Origin of the sequence: Nitrosomonas mobilis, from assembly GCF_900103035.1 — a bacterium.
Taxonomy (GTDB): Bacteria; Pseudomonadota; Gammaproteobacteria; order Burkholderiales; family Nitrosomonadaceae; genus Nitrosomonas; species Nitrosomonas mobilis.
Genome location: NZ_FMWO01000041.1, coordinates 1 through 24486 on the forward strand (window position 1 = coordinate 1; position 24486 = coordinate 24486).

The window sequence follows — 24486 nt, forward strand, 5'->3', positions numbered from 1 at the left end:
CAATGGCGATGAATAAAATTCAGTTTCAGGCAGGCCTGTCACTGCATGAATTTCTGCATCAATATGGCACGGAAGCACAATGTGAAGCAGCATTGTTTGCTGCGAGGTGGCCACATGGCTGGAGATGCCTGCGCTGCGATGGGGAGCGATATTCCTGTACCCATAACGGCCGCAAGCTATGGGAATGCCTGGATTGTGGCTACCAATGTTCTTCAATTGTCGGCACCGTGTTTGAAAATACTAAATTACCGCTAAGAACCTGGTTTCTGGCCATTTACTTGATGACGCAAAGCAAGAATGCGGTCAGTGCATTGGAACTCAAACGTCAGCTGGGGGTAAGTTACAAAACGGCATGGTCGATCAAGCATAGGCTGTTACAGACCATGCTGCTGCGCGAAGAGCAACGCCGTCTGGATGGACGCGTAGAGGTTGACGATGCTTATCTGGGAGGTGAAAGGCCGGGAAAGCGCGGCCGGGGCGCGGCAAGTAAGACGCCATTTGTAGCGGCAATACAAACAAACAGCGAGGGGAAGCCACTTTATATACGCTTGACTCCCGTAGCGGGTTTTACATACGAAGCGCTCAAACAGTGGTCGGCTGAATGTCTGTCATCTACTGCACGAGTCGTATCTGATGGTTTGGGGTGTTTCGGGGCGGTTACGCATACAGCCGCGCAGCATGAGCGCCATATTGTGGGAAGTGGCAAATCTGCTGTGCAGCGTGCCGAGTTTCGCTGGGTCAATACGCTTCTTGGCAATCTCAAGACTGCCTTCAGCGGAACCTACCATGCATTCAATCACGCCAAGTATGCACAGCGCTATCTTGCAGAATTCTCCTATCGCTTCAATCGCCGTTTTGATTTAGCTGCCATGGTGCCGCGATTGCTGCGCGCCGCCGCAACGACAGAACCTCTTCCGATCGGTATATTGAGAATTTCTGAGACAGGTAACTAATCAGGATATATTTTGCGCATCACGTAATTGTTGCCGCTCGGCTTTTTGCTGGCGCGTTATGGCTTGCCGCTTTTCTTCCAACTACGCCATACGGGTTTCAAATGCATTTGCCTGTTCTTGGAACAGCCTATCCAGCCGCACGGTCATATTCTTATCAATCCAGATTCTGGCTTCATCGACCGACGGCAGGATTTGTTCATCGTTCAATTGGCTGCGAACTTCCTTTGTTTTGATTCCAGCCCATTTGGACACAGCAAAAACCTCGCCCCGGTGAAGTTGCGCGGATCACGGGCATGAGATTGCTTTAAACCGTTAGGCATCGTCCAGCCGTGTATCCAGATACAATTCACGCGACAATTCAGTTAATTTGCGTTTGATAAAGGAAAGCTGCACCGCTTTCATTTCATCCGCCTTGGTCCGCGACCATACCGCATGACAATACCTGCGTCCATTTTTTTCATGGAAAACGATGACGTGAAGCTGGCCGGTTAAGCCAAGTCTCTCTTCGGCTTGATCTACGACTTTTTCTAATGCTTCAACCGAAACATTCTCATTTTATGGAGGATTTAAACTGAGCGAAAATAAAAATTGTTTGCAGCGCGTGGCGCGACTTATCACGTAGGCCTCATTCAACGCCCCCATGAGATTGCGCGAAGCAAAGCCGCGCACTTCATGGATTTCCACATGCTCATTTTCTTCTTTGAGCAGGTGCAAGACCAAATTCTTGACTCCGCCGCGCTGGTTGCCGACAAGAATCATTCGCCATCTTCCGGCACCACACCAAGCGCTGCGATGAGCAGTGCCCGCATGGCTTAGATTTCCAGACAAGCTTGTTCAATTTCTTGCTCAATTTCCAGGGTGATATCGAGCGTACCCATATTAGCGGCCTTGGCGAATTGGTTTATATTTGATGTTAGCCGCGACTGGCCCAACTCTCTCAGCACCATAGCCAGCATAACAATATCGGGCTTGGGTTTTTTGATCTTACGGCGTTTTTCGGCCTTTTCGCTAAACAAACGATCACGAATATATGATCCGAGCGGTTGATTACCTGCCATTTCATCTAGCCGTTTACGTTCCTAGGCTGTAAGGCACAAAGAAAAGGGTGGGGTTATAGCGCCGTTTTGCTTTATTGCGAAGACGGCCAGCGCTGACCGAAAACGCATCACCCACAGATAAAGTATTGGTAGAGCCGCTCATGGTATCGGCTCCTGTACTTTGCTTTGAAAATATGGAATATGATCTTCAAGATAGGTGTTCCATTGCGCCAACGTCTCGAAAAGTTCTCGGCATGTTTCCGCGTTGAACGCTGAGTTTAGCTTTGTTTCAGATTTCTTGTTATTCCCGAGCCACCCACCAAAATTCAACGCCCAATCTGTCCCGATTGGGCGTTTTTATTTGTGTGCACGACATGGGTGTACTCCTGGAGATATATGCCCCGCTGCAAGTTGATTACGGCGAACGCCTTGTAAGGGGATGTATATGTATGCGGGAATGAGAGACGTCCTGAAGCAAAAGTGAAGCTGGCCGATAAGCCGGGTTCTGTCGTGGACAGTCATTCCTCTAGGCGAATAGTTACCTACTCGCTCAAGCAACCTACCCGCAGACTCGGCGAGCAGCGTCATCGTCTGCCTATTTGGTCTTGCTCCGGATGGAGGTTACCGCGTTTCACCGTAACTTAATACGCTCGTCTCTGTGGCCCTGTTCCTCGCCTTGGGTCTTACGACTTATAGCGGCCGGCCATTAACCGGCATCCTGCTCTGCGGAGCCCGGACTTTCCTCTCCCTGGGTTGCCAGGCAGCGACTGTCTAGCCAGCTTCGTCAATCATTCTACCCGAAAACATGGCCTGCTTCAGGGAAGCATTCATGCACAACGAGGTTCAACGTCTTTCAATAACTCCAGCAGACCTTGTAGCGCAGTTGCCACTGCCTGACGCCTGATCGCTTCTCGGTCGCCGTTGAACAAACAGGTACGACTACTGGCCGACTGGTTTTCCTGATTGACAATTGACCAGGCGAAACAAACCGCTCCAACCGGCTTGGTTGCCGTTCCGCCTTCCGGACCAGCGATACCCGTAACGGCAACAGCTACCTGTGCCGCGCTCATTTTGATCGCACCAGACGCCATCGCTCGTGCAGTTTGTTCGGAGACAGCGCCAAAACGTGTCAGTATCGTAGGTGTTACCGACAGCATCTGCTGTTTGGCGAGATTGCTGTAGCTGATAAATCCCCGATCAAACCAGTCAGAGCTGCCCGGTACGGCGGTGACAACCTGTCCAATCCAGCCACCAGTGCAGGATTCCGCTGTAGCAAGCATCAATCCGTTTTGTTTGAGCAGCGCCCCCGTCTGCTGTGCCAGGGCAAGCAACTCCTTATCACTGGGTTTTAGCATACCCGGAAAATCCTAAAAATAACTTTCAAACAGCACCATTGATTTCCAGCCAGCCAGACAAAGCAGCGTGTAAAACGCTGCCAGCAGATCGTCAAACATAACACCAAATCCCCCTTCGAGTTGTTGGTCATAGTAGTTAATTGGCGCTGGTTTTATGATGTCAAAAAAACGGAACAACAGAAATGCAGTGAGTTGCCATTGCCATTCATCCGGAATGAAGAAGAGTACCAGCATGAAGGCCACAATTTCATCCCATACCATTCCCGAATGATCAGGTGCGTTAAGCGCGCGGCCCGTGACGGCACAGGCCCAGATTCCTAGAATGAAAAATACGTCGATGACGAGTAGCAGCGAGAATGCATCCAGCCAGTGGTCTAGAAACCAGTACAAAGGAAAAGCAGCGAGTGTGCCAAACGTGCCCGGTGCGTACCGGATCAGACCGACCCCGGCGCCCATGGCAATAAAATGAGCCAGCCGGATATGCACAAAGGTAATATCCGGGTGCCTTTTGCGTGGATATTCCGGTGAATAATTTTCAGGCAAGGAAGTGATCATGGCCTTTTCTCTCATGATGAATGGGAACACCGGCTACAGTTGATAGGGTCAGACCATCGCCGGTAACAATTTCACCAATACAGGACAACTGGATATTACTCTGTTGCGATAACTGGACAAGCGCTTCATGGTTATTTGCGGCTGCAGTAAAACATAGCTCATAATCGTCTCCGCCTGCCAGCAAACAATCCATGGCAAGCTTACGTTCAAGATGTCCTGGCATTAGTTTTTTTCTTAGTGCGCTGCTGCAGGGGATACGTTCAAAATCAACTTTCGCACCGATGCCCGAAGACCGAAGGATGTGCCCAAGATCGGCGAGTAGTCCATCAGAAATATCAATGGCACTGCTTGCCAGTTTCTGTAACTGTTGACCGAGACCAACACGGGGAACGGGTTTATCCAGATGACTTAGACAGGCTTGTGCTTCCTGTGGCGTCAATACGATCTTGCGTCGCAGATAACCCAATGCCAGCGCGGCATTGCCCAGCTCACCAGAAACCCAGATATCGTCTCCAGCTACTGCGGTACTGCGTTTCAATGCCCTGCCATGCTGGATTTCACCCATGATCTGCACGCCGATATTTAACGGTCCGCAGGTGGTATCGCCTCCGATCAGCTCCACATCAAACTGATCGGCAAGCGTGAAGAATCCACTGGAAAAAGCGTTCAACCAGGCATCATCCTGCGCCAATTCCCGGGGAATCGTCAATGACAGCATGACCCAGCGGGGTGTTGCACCCATAGCCGCCATATCCGATAGATTCACCGCAAGCGATTTATGCCCTAGATTAGCTGGGTCAGTATGTGCGAAAAAATGGCGATCTGCCACCAGGGTATCTGTGGAAGCCACCAGATCCATTCCGGTGCGACAGGTAATAATCGCAGCATCATCGCCGACACCTAATAATGCCCGTCTGGATGGGCGCGTGAAGTAACGGCGAATGATGTCGAACTCAGAATTCATGGAAAAATTAATGTAGAACGAGCGTTATCATATACTTATTTTTTTTTGCTGGATGTCGACATACCGGTCTCGGCTATGCGCAGTGCTGTTGCCAGTTTATCCAGCACCCCATTGACATAGCGATGGCCATCGGTCCCACCGTAGCTTTTAGCCAGTTCAATAGCCTCATTGATAATAGCGCGATAGGGGATCTCCGGATGATGCACAAGTTCGTAAGCACCCAGCAACAAAATTGAATATTCGACCGGACTCAGCTCGGTCAGTTGACGATCAAGGCAAGGTTGAATATGAGTTTGCAGTTCCAGAGCGTGTTCCAATGCTCCGTTTAATAAATCCTCAAAATAGGTTTTATCAGCGCGGGCAAAGATTTTGGTTTCGTGTAGCTGTGCGATGATGTCACGTACTTCGCCTTGTGCTTGACGCCACTGGTAAATTCCCTGCACCGCCAGTTCCCGCGACAGACGACGACGATTTTTGAATTTGGGTGCAGGTTTTACTGATGGAATGGAAGTGGGTTGCGTCATTCCGGATCGTCAGCGCTGATTGCGTCGAGCTTGGAAATCGTGATCGCCATTTCCACTGCAACCCGTGCTATTTCAGTGCCTTTCCGGCTCATTCGCGCAATGGCCTCATCGTCCGTGTTGGTTGTGAGGATGCCGTTCGCAATCGGAATATCATAATCCAGCGTGACCATCATCAGGCCACGCGCCGATTCATTGGCAACCACCTCAAAATGATAGGTATCTCCACGAATAACTGCCCCGAGTGCAACTAGCGCATCAAACCGATCGGTTAGCGCAAGCTTCTGCAGCGCAGGCGGAGCTTCCAGCGCTCCGGGGACGGTTACAAGCAGCATATCGGATTCATTTACGCCTAGTTTGATGAGCTCTGCAGTACAAGCACCAAGCAATCCTTCTGCTACATCGAGATTGAACCGACTCATGACGATACCGATGCTGAGCCCACTGCCGTCAAGTTCGGTTTCAAGTTCGGGGATATTGTCATAGTAGGCCATTTTAATTCCTTGTTAGATAATATTAAAAAACGTGTTTAGTTCAAGTGTCTGATTCGGATTCCAGATAGCCAGTAACTTCGAGGCCAAATCCCGTCATACTCGGCATTCTGCGTGGCGTTGCCAGCAGGCGCATTTTCTGAACGCCGAGATCTCGCAGAATTTGTGCGCCAATACCATAATTACGTAAATCTGGCCTGGATTTGTCCTCAAGGCAAAGTTGTGCTGGCATGATACGCTCCAACAGAACATGCATGTCATCTTTACGACTCAGGAGCACAATCACGCCTTGACCGGTTCTGGCAATCAGTGCCATGGCGTCGTGAACGCTCCAGGCATGAGTACAGTCGTCGATTTCCAGTACATCAATGATCGAAACCGGTTCATGAACGCGGACCAGCACTTCCGAGTCTGTATCTACATTACCCTTTACCAGCGCGAGATGCGTCACACCCGATATTTTGTCATGGTAAGCAACCAGGTTGAATTCCCCGTGTGCGGTTTGCAGCAGTCTTTCAGCCGTTCTGGCGACCAGACTCTCAGTGCGATTGCGGTGCTGAATCAGATCGGCGATAGTGCCAATTTTGAGCTGATGCGCAGCTGCAAAGTCAATTAAATCAGGTAAACGCGCCATTTCACCATCGTCTTTGAGAATTTCGCAGATAACTGCCGCTTCCGTCAGACCACTTAGGCGCGCCAGATCACAACCTGCTTCAGTATGGCCCGCGCGTACCAGCACCCCCCCTTTTTGTGCTTTTAGTGGAAAAATGTGACCCGGCTGTACCAGATCCTCCGGCCTGGCATCTGCCTTTACCGCCACCTGAATGGTACGAGAGCGATCAGCTGCCGAGATGCCGGTTGTTACACCGCTCGCAGCTTCGATCGATACGGTGAAGTTTGTTCCTAGCGGCGAATGGTTGGCAGTCACCATCATCGGCAGCTTGAGTTGATGACAGCGCGCTTCCTCCAGCGTCAGGCAAATCAGCCCTCTGCCATGCTTTGCCATGAAATTGATTGCATCCGGTGTGACGAAATCTGCTGCCAACACCAGATCGCCCTCGTTCTCGCGATCTTCCTCATCCACCAGAATAACCATTTTTCCAGCCTTAAAATCGGCCAGTATTTCTTCGATGGAACTCACCACGGGCTTCATGTTTCGTTATCCTGCATGATTTAATAAACGAGCGACATATCGGGCGATCATGTCGGTTTCCAGATTCACCTTTTCCCCAGGCTTCAGAAAGGCGAAATTGGTGTGCTGCAGCGTGTAGGGTACCAGATTCACCTCAAAGACATTTCCTTCGGCCCGATTGATGGTCAGGCTGACACCATCAACCGTAATCGACCCTTTTGCCGCGATGTATTTAAGCAAGGCGTCTGGCGCCTGTATAACCAATTGACAGCGATCCTCATGTTGGCTGATTTCCTTGACAACACCTACGCCATCGACATGTCCGCTGACCAGATGGCCGTCGAGTCGGTCAGATAAGCGCAAAGCCTGCTCAAGATTGACCCGATTGCCAACCTTATCCAGACCATTTGTACAGGCCAGTGTTTCACCGGATATTTCAAATGACAACCTGTTATCGTCAATCGCCATCACAGTCAGGCATACGCCATTGACCGCAATACTGTCCCCCAGGGCAACCTCCCGCCAGTCGATTTCACCCGGATGAATACGCATCTGCAAAATGTCCTCGCGGTAATCAACATGCTCTATTTTGCCAACAGTTTTAACAATGCCGGTAAACATTCAAAATTGCCTGTAATTTTTGAAAACCATATAGATCATCAATCCGATAGATCAAACAGATAACTGCGGCGAGCCAGATACACTGGTATAATTAGCGATTTGCATTTGGCTGCAAAATTCGTTTTCCAAGGACTGGTTCATTATGACACGCGCACTCCGTAATATCGCTATTATCGCCCACGTTGACCACGGTAAAACTACCATGGTTGATAAATTACTGCATCAGGCCGGCACTTTTTCAGCGCACCAAACTATCGCTGAACGCGTAATGGATTCCAACGATATTGAGCGGGAGCGAGGTATCACCATCTTCTCCAAGAATTGTGCCATTGATTACGAAGGGGTGCATATCAACATCATCGACACGCCCGGCCATGCTGATTTTGGGGGTGAGGTTGAGCGAGTATTGTCCATGGTTAACGGTGTATTATTGCTGGTGGATGCGGTCGAAGGTCCCATGCCGCAAACCCGCTTTGTCACGCGCAAGGCGCTGGCGCTGGGCTTGCACCCAATCGTGGTCGTGAATAAGATTGATCGCCCGGGTGCGCGACCTGATTGGGTCGTCAATCATACCTTCGATTTGTTTGACAAACTGAACGCAACCGAGGATCAGCTTGATTTTCCAGTTGTTTATGCTTCCGCGCTTAATGGTTATGCTTCATTGGATCCAGCGCAACCTGGCAAGGACATGCGTCCTCTGTTTGACACGATTCTCAAATATGTTCCCGCCCCGACAGGCAACCCGGATGAACCACTGCAATTTCAGATTACTGCGCTCGATTATTCAAGTTTTGTCGGGCGTCTCGGTATTGGCCGTATCAATCGTGGACGTCTGAAACCCGGGCAGGATGTAATGGTCATCACCGGTGACAAGCCTGCAAAAAAAGCACGTGTTAACCAGGTATCCGGCTTTCATGGGCTGGATCGTGTTCAGCTAAGTGAAGCCGTTGCCGGGGATATCGTGTTGGTAAGCGGTATTGAGGAAATCGGGATTGGCACTACCTTAACGGATATCAGTCACCCTGAAGCCTTGCCTATGCCAGTCGTGGATGAACCGACGCTATCGATGAATTTTCAGGTTAACACCTCACCCTTCGCGGGCAAGGAAGGAAAATTTGTGACCAGCCGCCAATTGCGGGAACGCCTTGAAAAAGAGCTGCTGACCAACGTAGCTTTACGCTTTGAAGAAACAGGCGATACCGATTCCTTTCTGGTTTCAGGGCGAGGTGAATTGCATTTAACGATTTTGCTTGAAAACATGCGGCGCGAAGGCTATGAACTGGCGGTTTCTCGTCCCCGCGTGGTCATGCGCGAAATCGATGGTGTTAAGTGCGAGCCATTCGAGGCCCTGAGCGTTGATATGGATGAAGCGAATCAAGGTGCTGTCATGGAGGCCCTCGGTACCCGTCGCGGTGATTTGCTGGATATGGTTTCGGATGGTCGTGGGCGAGTACGTCTGGATTATCGCATTCCCGCACGCGGCTTGATCGGTTTCCAGTCAGAATTTATGACCATGACGCGCGGTACCGGCATTATGAGCCATGTTTTTGATGAATACGGCCCCGTCCGGTCCGATATTGCAGCGCGCAAAAATGGCGTGTTGATATCCGCCGAACACGGGGAAGCCGTCGCTTATGCCTTGTGGAAACTGCAGGATCGTGGCCGCATGATTGTCAAGCCGGGCGACCCACTTTACGAAGGCATGGTCATCGGCATACACACCCGTGACAATGATTTAATCGTCAATCCGGTCAAAGGTAAACAGTTAACCAATATACGCGCTTCTGGTCACGACGAAGCGGTTGCGCTTATTCCACCTGTTGAATTAACGCTCGAGTCTGCTATTGAATTCATCGCTGATGATGAGTTGGTGGAAATTACACCCAAGAGCATTCGCATTCGCAAGCGTTTTCTGCTGGAGCATGAACGTAAACGTGCGGCAAGATCAGCAGCTTGATTTAGGGCTTGTCAATAAATAGCTATCACATCTTACTGGTCCTTTCGTCCGTCTTCGACGTTACAAAAATCCAGCACAATCTGTAACAGTTATTTCCTTCCAGGCCCTTAGCAAAAATTTTGTATTCTACAACCGGGCAGCAGAGAAAGCATCACATCGCTTGACCTCGCCCGTTTCAAACCCGATACGAAACCACCGTATACGCTGCTCTGCTGTGTAGTGGGTAAGCATCCGGAGTCACCGATGGCGCTGGCGGTTGACATTGCTTCTTCAAGGCCACCTGTTAAATCCGATTGGTCAACGCAAACCGATCCGTGCCAACAGAAAAACCTGAAGCCCCAGCCAACACCTGCTAATATAGCCGCATTTCAGATTCATATCCTATCACTGATCAGCTTCATGTCATCGACTTCCCCGCCCAAGACTTCCCCTGAAATTACTGAAAAAATGACGCCGGTGGAGTTACGTGCTTCCATCGGGCTTGCTGGTGTGTACGCGCTGCGCATGCTTGGCCTGTTCATTATTCTGCCGGTATTTTCGTTTTACGCAGAAGATTTACCGGGCGGCACCAGCTTCACCCTCATCGGCATCGCGCTGGGTGCTTACGGATTGACCCAGGCCATCCTGCAAATCCCTTTTGGCTGGTTGTCTGATCGTATCGGGCGTAAACCGGTCATTTACTTCGGGCTGATCCTGTTTGCGCTAGGCAGTTTTGTCGCGGCCAGCGCTACTGATATTTACTGGGTGATTTTTGGCCGGATTCTGCAGGGCGCGGGGGCGATCTCGGCGGCGGTCATGGCACTCGCTGCCGATCTCACCCGCGAAGAACACCGTACCAAAGCCATGGCAATGATTGGCATAACCATTGGTGTCGTGTTTTCCATATCACTAATCCTGGCGCCCATACTCAACCGATGGATTGGTGTGCCGGGTATTTTTCTGTTGACAGGTTTGTTGGCGATGCTCGCTATCTGGGTGGTTTATAAAGTGGTGCCTAATCCAATCGTCAGTCGTTTTCATTCGGATACCGAGGTCGCATCCAGCCGCTTCAAAACAGTCTTGAGCAACCCGCAACTCCTGCGGCTGAACTATGGTATTTTCGCTCTGCATGCAGTACTGATGGCCCTGTGGCTGGTCGTACCGCTGTCTTTACGTGAAGCTGGTCTTGCAGCCGATCATCACTGGCAGGTATATTTTCCGGTACTGGTATTATCGATCATACTGATTATTCCGGCCATCATCTATGCCGAGAAAAAATCACAGATGAAACCCGTGTTCACCGCAGCCGTGGCATTGCTGCTCACCGGACAGATTCTCATGGGACTGTTCAGTCAGTCGCTGTTCGGGCTGACTTTCGCACTGCTGGTATTTTTCACGGCATTCAATCTGCTGGAAGCGAGTCTACCTTCGCTGATCTCCAAAATTGCGCCAGTTGGCGCGAAAGGCACGGCTATCGGCATATACAGCAGCACTCAGTTTCTCGGTGCATTCGTTGGCGCAAGTCTCGGCGGTTACCTGTTTCAGCATCATGGCGCTTTTGCCTTGACGGCTCTGTGCGGCGGGTTACTGGTGGTCTGGCTATTGCTGGCAATCACCATGCAGGCGCCAGCGGCGGTGCGCTCCAAGATGTATGCGGTAAGCAGAATGGACAACCACCAGGCCAGCCAACTCTCACAGGCGCTGGCAGCCTTGCCCGGTGTCAGTGAAGCTCTGGTGCTGACTAATGAACAGGTTGCCTACCTGAAAGTGGATATGAAAGGATTTGAGGAAGACAAAGTGATTCAGTTATTGCAAAGGAGCGTATAAATGGCCTCATTGAACAAAGTCATGTTGATCGGCAATCTCGGACGTGATCCGGAAATTCGCTACATGCCCAGCGGAGATGCAATGGCAAACCTGAACATTGCCACCACCGACACCTGGAAAGACAAAACCGGCGAGAAGCAGGAGCGTACAGAATGGCATCGCATCGTCATGTTCGGTAAACAGGCCGAAATCGCAGGTGAATATCTCAAGAAAGGCTCACAGATTTATATAGAAGGACGTTTACAAACCCGTAAATGGACGGACAAATCCAACGTCGAGCGCTACACCACCGAAATCGTCGCCGACCGCATGCAGATGCTCGGCAGCCGTTCCGGGGCAAGCTATCAGGATACCTCGAATGACCACGAAAATGAACAAGGGAGTCATTCCAGCAGTAAAAACAGCTCCCCGGCTGGCAGCGGCTTTGACGACATGGAAGACGACATTCCGTTTTAAATGACTCAGGCGAATTGCCGGAAAAATCGAGTAACGCCCCACCAACTTCAGCAACACATCACCCAGTGTCGATCAAATTTACACTTTCGTGCCAGGAATACCATTCTTCAAAAATATTACGATGAAATCATATAGTTATTAAATTGGCATGGATCGTGCTTTTATAAATATAGTGGTAAAAATTTAATGATCAACTCGAGTGGGGGGCAATGAAATGCAACTGAACAAACTGACTTCAATGTTATCGATTGCGGTAACCACGCTGGCATTAAGCTTGTCAACGATTCATGAAACTAGCGCGGCAGTCCTGGCAGTAGACTTATCTTCTACTGCCACAAACAGTGGCACCATAACCAGCGGCGGCAATACGCTGACTTTTGCCTTTGATCAAACTCAGCCGAGCGGAACCGGCGTACTGAATTCCTTCCTCAGAGTTCAAAAAAACAGCAATGAACAGGGATACAATACAAATGCAAATAAGGTTTTTGATAACAAAGGTGGAAATTTTACGCGCGACGTACAATTTGGTGAACTGCAAAGCACTGATGGTTTTTACCAGTTTGTACTGGATATCGGGGAACCTGGGGGGAAGAATGGCAGACTACTATCTCTGGATGGTTTGAAATTATTTTCCTCAACGACCGGCGGTCAATCCAGCCAATCAGTAGATCCAAACGGAAACGCAAATGGTATTTCAGGAACATTGCTGTGGGACATGGATAGAACCGTTGATAATTACGTTCTGCTCGATGCAAACAGAAACGGCAAACCCGGTAATGGTGTGAGTGACATGTTGTTGAAAGTGCCAGAAACGGTTTTTGCCGGACAGAATGCAAATAACTATTTCATCTTGTGGTCACGCTTTGGTTTACAACCAGGCTCGGGTTCTGCCGGTACATTTGAAGAATGGGCCTTTTTGACGGCCAGCACCAGTGGTCTGAATGAAATCCCCGAACCCATGAGCCTGCTGCTAATCGGCACCGGCCTGCTTGGTTTTGCTGCCACCCATCGTCGCAGACTGGTCTGATCTTCGACAGAAATTAAATAACAAAATATAACAACGATATACTTGCAATCACTCCAACGCCGGGCAACCGGCGTTTTTTATATGGACAAGCAAACTCGATGCCGGAATCAACAATAGAATGTAAAGTTTTCCGACATGTACATACTGGGTAAACCTGCTTTGCTCCAAATGGCCATGCCGGAACTCTCCAGTCTGGATGATTCCACCTCGGTAGCTCGGGGTTTTGTGCTATTTCGGCGGGAAAATCGGCAATAGCTTGCCGGCCTGTTCAAATTCGGGCCGGATCAGGCTGTGATCACGAAATTGTGGTTGAATGAGGCGCTCATCAGTACGAAAAGGGGCAGGTATGGGTCGCAAGCTGGCACGCCATGCTTCCATGGCAGCATCCGGCTGATACGGTTCGCCATAAACTTTCGCTGGGGGTGGTGATTTCTGTCTGCGCGCCTTCTGCGGTGGATAAGGTGCAAAAATGGTACAGTTGGGAAACAGGGAACAGTCTGCGTAAAAGGAAGGAACTGGATAAACTGGACCTATCCAGCCATACGGCAGATAAAAGGGATGCCATGCGCCACTGGCGGGATGAGTGGCAGAGGCCACGCGTAGTAGTCTTGTGTGACTGCCGACGGGCAACTGCACACTCAATGCAGGCTGCGCGTATATGTGTGCCCCACCCGATCCGAGCATCAACAGCAAGACAGCCCAACCAGCGCGTAAGCTGTACGTTTCCTGTGATAAGACCTGACGCGACATCTCTACCCCTGCAATAAAAAGACAGCCGGTCGCTTGTGAATGGCTGGCAAACTGTTCTGACGCCACTCGCCAATTGCCCGGGTGAAAACATACTCATCCACCAGTGTCAGATTGCATGCTATGCACAGTTGTGTCTGTGCGTTGCAGCGTTGTAACAACGCTTCTAGCAAACGCAGATTGCGGTATGGCGTTTCAATGAAGATCTGGGTTTCATTTTCCTGCCGAGAACGCTTTTCCAACTGTAGGATTTTCTCGTCACGCGCATCCTGCACGACTGGCAGATACCCGTGGAAGCAGAAACGTTGCCCATTCAGACCAGAAGCCATCAATGCCAGCAAAATGGCGGATGGTCCGACCAGTGGTACTACCTGGATACCCTGTTGATGCGCCAGCCGCACCAGTGACGCACCCGGGTCGGCAACCGCGGGGCAGCCAGCTTCTGACAGTAACCCGACATCCCGCCCATTCAGTAGGGGCGCGAGCAAATCCGGCAGCACCTTTGCCGCCGTATGTTCGCTGAGCTCCATGAGTTCAAGGGAAGCCAGCGGTGGCAAACCGGCAATCTGCTTGAGAAAATGGCGAGCTGTTTTCGAGTGTTCCACCACAAAATGCCTGATGGCGGACAATCGCTGCTGCACCTCGGCCGGCAAAACTGGTGGCAGTCCACTCTCTCCCAACGGAGTAGGAACCAGATAGAGCCTGCCTTTTGGGTTCATTTTACCAGTCAATGCAGCACTCTTGGCACACTCAGGATGAACTCGGGTATCTCCACGGAAAAATGGAAACCATCCTCGGCTACCATTTGATAGCTACCTTTCATGGAACCCACCGGCGCAAAAATGGCGGTGCCACTGGTGTACTCAAAACTCTCTCCAGGTTTCAGCAAAGGCTGTTCCCCCACTACCCCCAGCCCTCTCACCTCATGCACACTGCCATCCCCATCGGTAATGATCCAGTGACGACTGATAAGCTGTGAAGCGACTCTGCCAGTATTGACAATGGTGATCGTGTAGGCAAAGACAAAATGTTCCGTCCCGACGTCTGATTGTTCGGGCAGATAAGTGGTTTTGATCTTCACTTCAATGCAGTATTTTTCGTTGTCCATCATTAGGTTAATTCATCTCATTTTGGGCATTTCTAAAAACTCATATTTGCGAGCATCCCCTTCGGGGATTACCTGCTGCGTCTCAGGAATATCTCAAGTTTACCAGTGTACCGCCGTCAATAGCTCTTACCGATAAAGGCTAACCTATCGTGAGGTAGGGGCGCAAAGCTTCCGGTCTTGACAAATTGTCAAGAAAGCGGGGTTGCCGAAGTTCGCATTTCATGCTTTTTATTTAAGCGTGCTTGCAAACCTTTAGTCGGTATTTTGTCAACTACAGGAGCCAAGCATCATGCTACCCTTTTTGTTTCCTAAACATCGCTTTACCATTCATTTTTTTTTACTGGGCTTATTAGTCGCATTCCCTGGCACGAGCATCGCCAAAGTAACCAAAGAAGCAAACAGCAAGCAGCCCGTTATTTCAAAGAAATTCCCCGATTCCGGTAAATGGGCCAGGGGGCGCCTGCTGGTCATGCCGCGCGCCGGTGTTGCCGCGCAATCCATCGATAAAGTGGATGGCATCAAGTCCCGGCACAAACTGAAAAAACTCAATGCCTATATTTACGAACTACCGGATGGTGTAGATGAAGTCAAATTCATGAACAAACTCCGTAAAGACCACCGCTTCAAATTCGTCGAGCTTGACAGGCTGATTGAGCCAGGACAGACCATCACTGATCCTGCCCTGGGAAACAGCTGGGCATTACCCAAGATAGGCGCGCCTGCTGCATGGGATATTGCAGCCGGTGACAGTATCACGATTGCAATCCTCGATACCGGAGTGGATAGCAACCATCCTGATCTGGCGGCCAATATGGTTTCTGGCTGGAACATGTACGATAATAATGCAGATAGTTCGGATATTTTCGGTCATGGTACCAAAGTGGCTGGCGCTGCGGCTGCAGCTGCCAACAATGGTCAGGGCAGTGCCGGGGTTGCGTGGAGCGCACGCATCATGCCGGTTCGTATTTCCCGGCCTGATGGCATGGCTTATATCAGCACTATGGCTCAGGCAATTCGCTGGGCAGCGGACAATGGCGCGCAGGTTGCCAATATCAGCTACGGTGGTGCAGACAGTGCGACGATTCACAATGCCGCAAATTACATGCGTAGCAAAGGCGGCGTTGTAGTTATGTCGGCTGGTAACAGCGGCACGCTTCTGAACTCCCCACCTACCGATGCCGTGATTGTCGCCTCCGCCACTGGCAGTAATGATGCCCGCGCAAGCTGGTCGACCTATGGACCGCTGGTCGACGTCGCCGCGCCAGGCGCCAGCATCTACACGACAACTAATGGTGGTGGCTATGGTTATGTTTCCGGCACTTCCTTCTCCAGCCCGATTACGGCCGCCACCATTGCCCTGATGTTATCGGCCAATCCGGATCTCGCTCCCACGGATATTGATGAATTGCTCACATCGACTGCCATTGATCTGGGTGAGCCCGGTTTTGACCAGTACTACGGTCATGGCCGGATCAATGCAGCGCGTGCTGTGGAAGCTGCCTATACAAAAATCAGTGCGGATAACATTCCGCCCGAGATCAGCATCGCATCCCCGACAGGCGGACAGATATCAGGCGATGTGCCAGTGGATGTAAATTATTTCGACAACAAAGGTGTGGTGCGAGTGGAGCTGCGCATTGATGAGCAGTCGGTTATTACCGATACCGATGCGCCTTTTGCTTTCATGCTGGATACAACACAGCTGAATGAGGGGGAACACACTATAACCGCCCATGCATTTGATGCGGCTGGCAACCAGGGAAGCTCTGCACCGGTTATCGTCACTGTAAAAAACTCCGACAAATCGGATGATCCCGTTGCTGATCCGGTATTACCTGAAATTACCGAGTTCAATCTCACTGACGGCATGAAAGTGAGACGCAATCAGGCGGTAATTGCTCGAGCCAGTGAGGCTACTGTAGAAATGGCACTGTCGATCAATGGCAGCATCGTTGCATCCAGCACCAGCACATCATTGGGCTATCGCTGGAGAAGCTGGGATGATGCACCGCGCGGCACATGGTTCACCGTCACGGTAGAAGCCAGCGATGCTGAAGGTAACACCATCAGCAAAACCGTTAATGTGAGCAACTAAACTGCCAATGCCTGCCGGGTGGTTTCATCCAGCAGGCATATCTCTTGTTTTTGCTCAATATCAAATCAAAAATTAGGCTTGACTGGTGCTTCCTTGTACATGGTGATGCTCGACAAAATTTCCTGCTTGGCATCCTCAAGACCGCCCCAGTCCTGTACACGGACCCATTTTCCTTCATCCAGATCCTTGTAATGCTCAAAGAAATGCGCAATCTGCTCCAGCAATAAAGGAGGCATGTCATCCAGCACCCGCACTTTCTGATAGGCTTTGCACAACCGACTGATCGGAACCGCGAGTATCTTGGCATCATCACCTGATTCATCTGTCATTTTAAGCACCCCAATTGGCCGACATTGAACAACCGAACCGACAATCAACGGCACAGGTGTCACTACCAGCACGTCCACTGGATCGCCATCCTTCGACAAGGTATGCGGCACGTAACCATAATTGCAGGGATAGTGCATCGCTGAACTCATGAAGCGATCAACGAACATCGCGCCTGTTTCTTTATCCACCTCATATTTAACAGGATCACTCAAGGCAGGTATTTCGATGATGACATTGATTTCATCGGGGAGGCTGTTACCGGAACTGACTCTATCTAAATTCATAAAATAGCTTTACAAGTATTAAAAAAGGGGGAAAGGATGTTACCAACAATAGAACACAGGTCTGTTTAACGAGATGCACGGTAACGTGCTGGCACGTCAAAACATAAAAACATGGTATTAAACTAAAAACTCAGGACAAAAAAAGCTTGTACGCTGGATTGTCGCTTTCATTCCAATAACGATAGCCAAGTTTGTCAAGAAAGGCACTGAACTCATCCTTTTCGTCGGACGGCACTTGCATGCCGACCAGTACACGCCCAAAATCTGCACCATGATTGCGATAATGAAACAGACTGATGTTCCAGTGGTAGCTCATCTGGTTCAGAAAATTCATCAATGCACCTGGGCGATCTGGAAATTCAAAACGGTAAAGAATTTCGTTTTTTACCTGATGTGAGCGGCCACCAACCATGTGACGCACATGTAGTTTGGCCATCTCATTGGTAGTCATGTCTTCCGTATGCAGACCATTTGCCTGCAGACGTTGAATCAGATCCAGCGCCTCCTCTCGGTTCCTGACCGAAACACCGACAAACACATGCGCTTCGCTAGCATCGGCGTAACGGTAGTTGAATTCGGTAATGCTAAGCATCCCCAGTAGGCTGCAGAAATTCTTAAAGCTACCGGGTTTTTCCGGAATAGTGACTGCCAGGATCGCTTCACGCTGCTCACCCAGCTCCGCGCGCTCGGAAATATGACGTAAGCGGTCAAAATTCATGTTCGCCCCAGAAGCAATCGCCACCAGAGCTTCGTGCTGCAAATGCTCACGCTCGACATAGGCCTTGAGCCCCGCAACTGACAGTGCGCCCGATGGCTCGAGAATGACGCGGGTGTCCTCGAAAATATCCTTGGTTGCCGCGCAAATGGCGTCAGAATCGACCAGAATGATTTCATCCACCCACTCCTGGCATAAGCGGAAAGTTTCTTCTCCAACCTGGCGGACGGCCACGCCATCCGCGAACAATCCAACCTGCGAGAGCGTGACGCGCTGTCCTGCTTGTAACGACTGATACATGGCGTCGGAATCGATCGGCTCCACGCCAATTATTTTTGTTAGCGGGTGCAATTGTTTGATGTAAACAGCAATACCGGCAATCAATCCACCACCACCGATTGGTACAAAAATGGCATGTATCTTACCCTGATGTTGACGCAGGATTTCCATGCCAATGGTCCCTTGGCCAGCGATGACGTCGGGATCATCGTAAGGGTGAACAAAGGTGGTGCCATCCTTTTCCGCCTGTTGTAACGCGTACTCGTAGGCATCATTGTAGGAATCTCCATGCAGCAGCACCGTTGCACCACGTGCCATCACAGCGTTGACTTTGATCTGCGGGGTGGTGGTCGGCATTACGATCGTAGCTGGGCAACCCAGTCTTTGGGACGCCAGCGCCACACCTTGTGCGTGATTACCTGCGGAAGCCGCAATCACCCCGTGCTGCAGTCGCTCAGGGGTAAGTTTGGCCATTTTATTGTAAGCACCTCGCAGCTTAAAGGAGAAAACCTGTTGCAAATCTTCTCGTTTGAGATAGATGCGGTTATGCATACGCGAGGAGAGTAGTGGTACTTCCTCAAGTGGTGTCTCTACTGCGACATCATAGACAGAGGCAGTAAGGATTTTTTGCAGATAATCATACTTCATTTATCGGAACACTGATTTCATAGGCCGCGCAACAAGTCTGCTTTTATATCCTCAGGCGACTCCAGTCCTACCGCAATACGTAACAGTCCCTCGGTGATGCCGGCAGCATCGCGCGCCTGCTGACTAATACGGCCATGCGTGGTGGAAGCGGGATGGGTAAGTGTACTTTTAGTATCCCCCAGATTCGCAGTAATCGACAATAGCTGCACGGAATCGATGACATGCCAGGCTTTGTCTCTGCCTCCCATGATCTCGAAGGAAACGATTCCGCCGCCGGCTTTCTGCTGTTGCATCGCGAGAGTATGCTGCGGATGCGAGGATAATCCTGGATAATAAACCCGTGCAACACCCGGATGAGCTTCGAGCCACTGCGCGATTTCAAGCGCATGCGCAGAATGTGCCTGCATTCTCAAACTCAGAGTTTCCAGCCCCTTCAGAATGACCCAGGCGTTGAATGCACTCAATGTCGGCCCTGCCGTACGCAAAAAAGCGAATATGCCGCCATCCATCAACAGATCTTTATTTCCTAAGATGGCACCACCCAGAACCCTGCCCTGCCCGTCCAGATACTTGGTTGCAGAGTGAATGACGATATCCGCACCCAGCTTGAGCGGTTGTTGCAATGCGGGCGTACAGAAACAGTTATCAACCACCAGCCACGCTTTAGTTTTGTGGGCAATGTCTGCCAGCGCAGCAATATCCGATATTTCCGTCAATGGGTTGGAAGGAGTTTCCAAAAAAAACAGACGGGTATTGGACTTCACGGCCTGCTGCCATTCCATCGGATCAGTTGCCGAAACAAAAGTGGTTTCGATGTTGAAGCGACTGAAGATATTTGAGAAAAGATTGACGGTCGAACCAAAAATACTGCGTGAGGCGACGATATGATCCCCTGCGGACAGCAGACCCATGACGCACGACAGAATGGCTGACATGCCCGAAGCAGTTGCAATGCAGACTTCAGCGTCTTCCAGCGCAGCAAGGCGCGTCTGCATCGTCGAAACGGTGGGATTGGTGAACCGGGAATAGATGTTACCGGGTTCCTCCCCGGAAAAGCGTGCAGCCGCCTGGGCAGCGCTATCAAACACAAAACTGGAGGTCAGATAGAGTGCCTCAGAATGTTCATTGAATTGACTACGCTCGATGCCCGTATGAATGGCCAGCGTCTCCAGTTCCAGCTCTTTAGTCATTTGTTAACTCCCAACAGATCAGTCGGCCAGCAAGAGACTGAGGTCCAGCTGGGTGGCGTGTGCAACCCGAGTTGAACTCACAATCTTGCGCTTGGATTCAATTCTAGAAAGATAATCCTGGGTAACATTACCCGTGATGTAGTGGCCATCAAAACAGGATGTCTCAAAACTTTTCACTGATGGATCTGCGCGGGTGATGGACTGTTTAAGAGCGTCCAAATTCTGAAAAACCAGATAATCTGCGCCAATCTTGTAGCAGATTTCTTCATCAGCAAGATCAGTCGCGATCAGCTCCTGGCGGGTAGGCATATCGATTCCGTAGACATTCGGATAGCGTACCGGTGGTGCGGCAGAAGCAAAGAAAATCTTATTTGCACCTGCTTCACGTGCCATTTGCACAATCTCGCGACTGGTAGTACCGCGCACGATGGAATCATCCACCAGCAGCACATTTTTACCACGAAATTCAATTTCAATCGCATTCAGTTTCTGGCGTACCGATTTTCTGCGCTGCTGCTGTCCCGGCATGATGAATGTCCGGCCAACATAGCGATTCTTGACAAACCCCTCACGAAACTCGATTCCAAGCTGATTGGCCAGCTGCATCGCGCTCGGACGACTGGATTCCGGGATCGGAATTACCACGTCGATATCCAGATGACGCATGGTTGCACTGATCTTATCCGCTAGGTTGATGCCCATGTTCAGTCGCGTTTCATAAATCGAGATCCCGTTCATCATGGAATCCGGGCGCGCCAGATAAACATATTCAAATATGCACGGATTCAGGCTGGCAGGGCCAAGATAGCGCTGGCTGTAAAAACGACCATCGACATCAATAAAAATAGCCTCTCCGGGAGCAACATCACGTATCAGACGAAACCCGAGTGTGTCCAGCGCCACACTCTCTGATGCCACCATGTACTCTGTACCATTCCCAGTTTCAATTGAACCGAATACCAGCGGACGGATACCATGGGGATCACGAAACGCCAATAGACCATAACCGGCAATCATGGTAATAACCGCATAGGCACCCTGGCAACGCTCATGCACGCCGAATACAGCCGAAAAAATTTCAGCAGGATCAAGCTGGTAACCTGTCGCCCGTTCCTGCAGTTCGTGTGCTAGCACGTTCAGCAAGACTTCGGAATCGGAATTGGTATTGACATGACGGCGATCGGCGAGAAACAGCTCCTGATTCAGCGCATCGGCGTTGGTCAGATTACCGTTATGTGCCAGCACAATGCCAAACGGGGAGTTGACATAGAACGGCTGTGCTTCGGCGGGCGAGTTGGATGACCCGGCAGTCGGATAACGAACATGCCCGATACCCATATTTCCGGCCAGGGCGCGCATGTTACGGGTACGAAAAACATCGCGCACCATACCGAGCCCTTTATGCATATGAAAAGTGTTTCCCTGGGCGGTAACTATTCCAGCAGCATCCTGGCCACGATGCTGCAGCATCAACAGGCCATCATAAAGCAGTTGGTTAGCGGGTGTCCGCGCCACCACACCTAGAATCCCACACATAAAACACTCACCGAAAAAAGTCGTTCAGTAGAAAAGTTGTGCTGCCATTTACTGACGGTCATGCCAACCGCAGTGTTCTGTCGCCACTTCTATTTTATTTTTTTTCGAAATCAATCAAGTCTCTGAAACTCGTCGGTAGCCAAGGGATGATGTCAGCTGCCAGAATTTCAAGTGGTTTACTCAATACGGCCTGCTGCCAGACAGGCAATTGTGGCAATGGTGTTAATCCCGCTGCCAGCACTAGCGCGATCACAATGATTACACCGCGTGCAAAACCGAAAATTGCTCCCAGCATTCGGTCTACCAGGCCCAAGCCAACGCTTCTGGTCAAAGTGGACAATAGCATTGATAACAACATCACTATAACCAGAACAATGAAAAAAGTTACTGCGTAAGCCATCAACATACGCAGCGAATCATCTTCAATAAAACCAGATAATAAGGGTTCAACTTCAGCAGCATAACGACTTGCTGCAAAAAAAGCGATGATCCACGCCAGTAATGACACAATTTCTTTAACCAGGCCGCGAGTAATGCTTAGCAGTGCCGAGATCGAGATGACTCCAATAACGAAATAATCAAAGACAGTCATTTACTTGCTGGTGACAACGCCGCTCAAGCCGAGTTGTTTTAATCGATCATGTTCGATTTCCGCCAGCTCACGAGTAGCAAACGGACCAATACGTACACGGGTCATTTCATTACCGCCAATCTTGATCGTTTCTGTATAGGCATTTACTCCACTGGCGATCAAATTCTGTTTTTGCAGACTGGCTTTGGATGGATCGGAGAACGCACCCAACTGAATGACATAGGCACCATCGGAATTTTTGATGGCGCTAGTAGCGCTCTCTGTGATAGTTTTTTTCTCGGGCGCTGGCTGTGTAACAGTGAGTATGTGGGCAGGTTTTTTGGCAGGAATCGGAATCTGTCCTCTCATATTCACGGAATCAGGCAGAGTGTCGGCAGTCATGGCAGGCATGTCGTCACTGAAAGGTAACGGCAGCTCTTCCTGTGGCAAGCTAGGTTTATTTCCACCCAAGACCAGATCATCCTCAGGGGTCATCCACGGGTAGGATTCGTCTACCAGATTCTCGGGTGGAATCAGAATATCGATCTCCTGTTGCTCCGGTTTGGGCTCATCGTCGAGAATCATCGGCAAAAAGACCACTGCCAGAATGACAAGCGTTATTGCGCCAACCAAGCGTCTTCTTGCTCGTTTTCTTAGCAGATTTTCTTCTTCACTAATATTTCTGTTCATATTGATTTATACTTTTTCAACGGTTGATAGCCGCAAATACTTCCAGCACAGCACCAACTGTGTGGAATGATCCGAATACGCATATTCTATCATTTTCATTGGCATAGTCACAGGCATAAGCATAGGCAAGCGAAACATTCGAAAAAACGCCAATCAAACACTTATGGTCAATACCCGCTTGCCGTAGCGCAACCTGCATTTCCTTGGCCGAAGCGCCACGTGATACTTCCAGTCCGGCCACTACCCAGCAATCTACAGAACCGACCAGTTCACGAATAGTGCTAACAATATCTTTGTCTTTCAGCATGGCCACAACTGCAATGGTCTGACCATCGGGTACTGCAGCATTCAGATTAGCAGCAAGCTGGCGCACTGCGCCAGGATTATGCGCCACATCCACTACGACTGCTGGATTGATGGCAATTTGCTGAAATCTTCCCGTCAGACTGACTCTCTCCAAACCCCGGCGAATGCAGTCCTGTGCGACAGGTAGTTTCGCTTCCATTGCTTCCAGCGTTGCCAGAACGGCACTGGCATTTTGCAACTGACAGGCACCATTCAGGGCTGGCAACGGTAGATTGCAATCCTGGCGATGATGGCCCTGATAATGCCAGCACAAATCTTCCGACTGGTAACTGAAATGCTCATTTAGCAAAAAAAGATTGGCACCCATCTCTTGCATATGTTGACGCACGATGAACGGGATTTCCGGTTCAGCACACACGGCTGGTTTATGCTTACGAAAGATCCCGATTTTTTCCAAACCAATCGCCCCCCGAGTATTGCCGAGGTAATCCTGATGATCCAGATCAATACTGGTCACCACGGCACAATCCGGATCAAAGGCGTTAACCGCATCCAAACGTCCTCCCAATCCTACTTCCAGTATCGCAACCTCTACTGATTGGCGTATAAAAAGCCACATGGCCGCAAGCGTGCCTACCTCAAAATAAGTCAATGAGGTTTGATGCATCTGCCGCGCTGATTCTATTGCAGAAAACGCGGCACATATTGCTTCGTCGGGAGCTTCCTGGCGATGAATGCGAATACGCTCATTGAAACGCAGCAGGTGTGGCGACGTATAACAGCCAACGCGATAACCAGCTTCACTCAGAATTGCTTCAAGCATAGCGCAGACCGAGCCCTTTCCATTAGTCCCCCCTACCGTGATGACTGGAAATTGAGGATGCAGATCAGCAGCCAGTCTGACCTGCTGGACTCGTTCCAGTCCCATGTCAATCATCCTGGGATGAATCTGCTCCAGGTAAATAAGCCAGTCTTTTAACGATCTAGCTGTCATGATTCAGCAATGGCCGGAGCAGAAATAATGATATTTGGCGTAATAGCCAGTTGGGTTATTGTCCATCACAAGGTTAAAACTGCCGGTTTTAGCCGATGGTTGTTTAGATACAGGCAGG

28 protein-coding genes, 1 other RNA gene, 1 pseudogene and 1 riboswitch are annotated in these 24486 nt (G+C 50.2%); of the genes and pseudogenes, 6 read left to right on the forward strand and 24 right to left on the reverse strand.

Annotation, left to right across the window (positions count from 1 at the left end; all coding sequences use genetic code 11):
• Nucleotides 1–2 precede the first annotated feature (2 nt).
• On the forward strand, nucleotides 3–953 hold the full coding sequence (locus NSMM_RS04530) for an IS1595 family transposase (protein WP_090285042.1): 951 nt from the start codon (nucleotides 3–5) through the stop codon (nucleotides 951–953).
• An 81-nt stretch (nucleotides 954–1034) separates the two neighbouring features.
• Here the strand turns inward: NSMM_RS04530 and NSMM_RS15990 are convergent, their stop codons facing one another.
• The 13 genes and pseudogenes from NSMM_RS15990 to NSMM_RS04580 form a co-directional block, all read right to left on the reverse strand.
• Nucleotides 1035–1205, reverse strand: coding sequence for a hypothetical protein (locus tag NSMM_RS15990; protein ID WP_218121010.1), 171 nt, complete (start codon nucleotides 1203–1205; stop codon nucleotides 1035–1037).
• A gap of 60 nt (nucleotides 1206–1265) precedes the next feature.
• Nucleotides 1266–1493: pseudogene (locus tag NSMM_RS16975) on the reverse strand (relaxase/mobilization nuclease domain-containing protein); the annotation flags it as partial.
• Between the two features lie 15 nt (nucleotides 1494–1508).
• Nucleotides 1509–1712, reverse strand: coding sequence for a hypothetical protein (locus NSMM_RS04535; RefSeq protein ID WP_090285044.1), 204 nt, complete (start codon nucleotides 1710–1712; stop codon nucleotides 1509–1511).
• A gap of 53 nt (nucleotides 1713–1765) precedes the next feature.
• Nucleotides 1766–2011, reverse strand: coding sequence for a hypothetical protein (locus NSMM_RS04540; protein WP_090285046.1), 246 nt, complete (start codon nucleotides 2009–2011; stop codon nucleotides 1766–1768).
• A 13-nt stretch (nucleotides 2012–2024) separates the two neighbouring features.
• On the reverse strand, nucleotides 2025–2153 hold the full coding sequence (locus tag NSMM_RS16750; protein ID WP_281200887.1) for a hypothetical protein: 129 nt from the start codon (nucleotides 2151–2153) through the stop codon (nucleotides 2025–2027).
• A gap of 315 nt (nucleotides 2154–2468) precedes the next feature.
• Nucleotides 2469–2773, reverse strand: an RNA gene (gene rnpB / locus NSMM_RS04545) — RNase P RNA component class A.
• Between the two features lie 44 nt (nucleotides 2774–2817).
• Nucleotides 2818–3345: a CinA family protein gene (locus NSMM_RS04550; RefSeq protein ID WP_090285048.1), complete on the reverse strand. Its 528-nt coding sequence runs from the start codon at nucleotides 3343–3345 to the stop codon at nucleotides 2818–2820.
• A 12-nt stretch (nucleotides 3346–3357) separates the two neighbouring features.
• Entirely contained in the window at nucleotides 3358–3900 is a 543-nt protein-coding gene (locus NSMM_RS04555; protein ID WP_090285050.1) for a phosphatidylglycerophosphatase A family protein, read from the reverse strand.
• Nucleotides 3881–4864, reverse strand: coding sequence for a thiamine-phosphate kinase (thiL, locus tag NSMM_RS04560; protein WP_090285052.1), 984 nt, complete (start codon nucleotides 4862–4864; stop codon nucleotides 3881–3883). Before thiL ends, NSMM_RS04555 begins: the two co-directional genes overlap by 20 nt.
• A gap of 35 nt (nucleotides 4865–4899) precedes the next feature.
• Nucleotides 4900–5388 (reverse strand): transcription antitermination factor NusB, encoded by a 489-nt coding sequence (nusB, locus tag NSMM_RS04565; protein WP_090285054.1) that lies wholly within the window; start codon nucleotides 5386–5388, stop codon nucleotides 4900–4902.
• Nucleotides 5385–5879, reverse strand: a complete 495-nt coding sequence (gene ribH / locus NSMM_RS04570) for a 6,7-dimethyl-8-ribityllumazine synthase (protein ID WP_090285056.1) — start codon at nucleotides 5877–5879, stop codon at nucleotides 5385–5387. Before ribH ends, nusB begins: the two co-directional genes overlap by 4 nt.
• Before the next feature lie 40 nt (nucleotides 5880–5919).
• Nucleotides 5920–7029, reverse strand: coding sequence for a bifunctional 3,4-dihydroxy-2-butanone-4-phosphate synthase/GTP cyclohydrolase II (gene ribBA, locus NSMM_RS04575; RefSeq protein WP_090285058.1), 1110 nt, complete (start codon nucleotides 7027–7029; stop codon nucleotides 5920–5922).
• A gap of 6 nt (nucleotides 7030–7035) precedes the next feature.
• Nucleotides 7036–7629, reverse strand: a complete 594-nt coding sequence (locus tag NSMM_RS04580; protein WP_090285060.1) for a riboflavin synthase — start codon at nucleotides 7627–7629, stop codon at nucleotides 7036–7038.
• Between the two features lie 142 nt (nucleotides 7630–7771).
• Between NSMM_RS04580 and typA the strand changes: the two genes are divergently transcribed.
• Nucleotides 7772–9586: a translational GTPase TypA gene (gene typA / locus NSMM_RS04585; RefSeq protein ID WP_090285062.1), complete on the forward strand. Its 1815-nt coding sequence runs from the start codon at nucleotides 7772–7774 to the stop codon at nucleotides 9584–9586.
• Nucleotides 9587–9712: 126 nt separating this feature from the next.
• Here the strand turns inward: typA and NSMM_RS16980 are convergent, their stop codons facing one another.
• Complete coding sequence (locus NSMM_RS16980) at nucleotides 9713–9817, reverse strand: neutral zinc metallopeptidase (RefSeq protein WP_218121011.1); 105 nt, start codon at nucleotides 9815–9817, stop codon at nucleotides 9713–9715.
• 216 nt (nucleotides 9818–10033) lie between these two features.
• Here NSMM_RS16980 and NSMM_RS04590 point away from each other — a divergent pair, with 216 nt between their 5' ends.
• The 3 genes from NSMM_RS04590 (at nucleotide 10034) to NSMM_RS04600 (ending at nucleotide 12875) form a co-directional block, all read left to right on the forward strand.
• Complete coding sequence (locus tag NSMM_RS04590) at nucleotides 10034–11392, forward strand: MFS transporter (RefSeq protein WP_090285158.1); 1359 nt, start codon at nucleotides 10034–10036, stop codon at nucleotides 11390–11392.
• On the forward strand, nucleotides 11393–11848 hold the full coding sequence (gene ssb, locus NSMM_RS04595; protein ID WP_090285064.1) for a single-stranded DNA-binding protein: 456 nt from the start codon (nucleotides 11393–11395) through the stop codon (nucleotides 11846–11848).
• 214 nt (nucleotides 11849–12062) lie between these two features.
• The gene (locus NSMM_RS04600; protein WP_143001860.1) at nucleotides 12063–12875 is read left to right on the forward strand and encodes a PEP-CTERM sorting domain-containing protein; all 813 of its coding nucleotides are present in this window, start codon (nucleotides 12063–12065) and stop codon (nucleotides 12873–12875) included.
• A gap of 228 nt (nucleotides 12876–13103) precedes the next feature.
• Here the strand turns inward: NSMM_RS04600 and NSMM_RS04605 are convergent, their stop codons facing one another.
• From NSMM_RS04605 to apaG, 3 genes are read right to left on the reverse strand one after another with little or no spacing between them, the layout of a single operon-like run.
• Entirely contained in the window at nucleotides 13104–13625 is a 522-nt protein-coding gene (locus tag NSMM_RS04605; protein ID WP_090285067.1) for a hypothetical protein, read from the reverse strand.
• A 2-nt stretch (nucleotides 13626–13627) separates the two neighbouring features.
• A complete protein-coding gene (locus NSMM_RS04610; RefSeq protein ID WP_342671776.1) occupies nucleotides 13628–14353 on the reverse strand; it encodes an SAM-dependent methyltransferase in 726 nt (241 codons plus the stop codon).
• Nucleotides 14350–14733, reverse strand: coding sequence for a Co2+/Mg2+ efflux protein ApaG (gene apaG, locus NSMM_RS04615; protein WP_090285071.1), 384 nt, complete (start codon nucleotides 14731–14733; stop codon nucleotides 14350–14352). Before apaG ends, NSMM_RS04610 begins: the two co-directional genes overlap by 4 nt.
• A gap of 124 nt (nucleotides 14734–14857) precedes the next feature.
• Nucleotides 14858–14940, forward strand: a riboswitch (cyclic di-GMP riboswitch).
• Between the two features lie 79 nt (nucleotides 14941–15019).
• Here apaG and NSMM_RS04620 point away from each other — a divergent pair.
• On the forward strand, nucleotides 15020–16825 hold the full coding sequence (locus tag NSMM_RS04620) for a S8 family serine peptidase (RefSeq protein ID WP_090285073.1): 1806 nt from the start codon (nucleotides 15020–15022) through the stop codon (nucleotides 16823–16825).
• A 65-nt stretch (nucleotides 16826–16890) separates the two neighbouring features.
• Here NSMM_RS04620 and ppa read toward each other — a convergent pair whose 3' ends face one another.
• The 7 genes from ppa to folC form a co-directional block, all read right to left on the reverse strand.
• Complete coding sequence (gene ppa, locus NSMM_RS04625) at nucleotides 16891–17439, reverse strand: inorganic diphosphatase (protein WP_090285075.1); 549 nt, start codon at nucleotides 17437–17439, stop codon at nucleotides 16891–16893.
• A 130-nt stretch (nucleotides 17440–17569) separates the two neighbouring features.
• Nucleotides 17570–19081 (reverse strand): threonine ammonia-lyase, biosynthetic, encoded by a 1512-nt coding sequence (gene ilvA / locus NSMM_RS04630; RefSeq protein WP_090285077.1) that lies wholly within the window; start codon nucleotides 19079–19081, stop codon nucleotides 17570–17572.
• A 17-nt stretch (nucleotides 19082–19098) separates the two neighbouring features.
• Nucleotides 19099–20271: an O-succinylhomoserine sulfhydrylase gene (locus NSMM_RS04635; protein WP_090285079.1), complete on the reverse strand. Its 1173-nt coding sequence runs from the start codon at nucleotides 20269–20271 to the stop codon at nucleotides 19099–19101.
• Between the two features lie 18 nt (nucleotides 20272–20289).
• Nucleotides 20290–21807 carry an amidophosphoribosyltransferase gene (purF, locus tag NSMM_RS04640; RefSeq protein ID WP_090285081.1) on the reverse strand — a complete coding sequence of 506 codons (1518 nt, stop codon included), beginning with the start codon at nucleotides 21805–21807 and terminating at the stop codon, nucleotides 20290–20292.
• A gap of 94 nt (nucleotides 21808–21901) precedes the next feature.
• Nucleotides 21902–22399, reverse strand: coding sequence for a CvpA family protein (locus tag NSMM_RS04645; protein WP_090285083.1), 498 nt, complete (start codon nucleotides 22397–22399; stop codon nucleotides 21902–21904).
• Nucleotides 22400–23068, reverse strand: coding sequence for an SPOR domain-containing protein (locus NSMM_RS04650; RefSeq protein WP_090285085.1), 669 nt, complete (start codon nucleotides 23066–23068; stop codon nucleotides 22400–22402).
• A gap of 16 nt (nucleotides 23069–23084) precedes the next feature.
• Nucleotides 23085–24368 (reverse strand): bifunctional tetrahydrofolate synthase/dihydrofolate synthase, encoded by a 1284-nt coding sequence (gene folC / locus NSMM_RS04655; RefSeq protein WP_090285087.1) that lies wholly within the window; start codon nucleotides 24366–24368, stop codon nucleotides 23085–23087.
• Nucleotides 24369–24486: the final 118 nt, after the last annotated feature.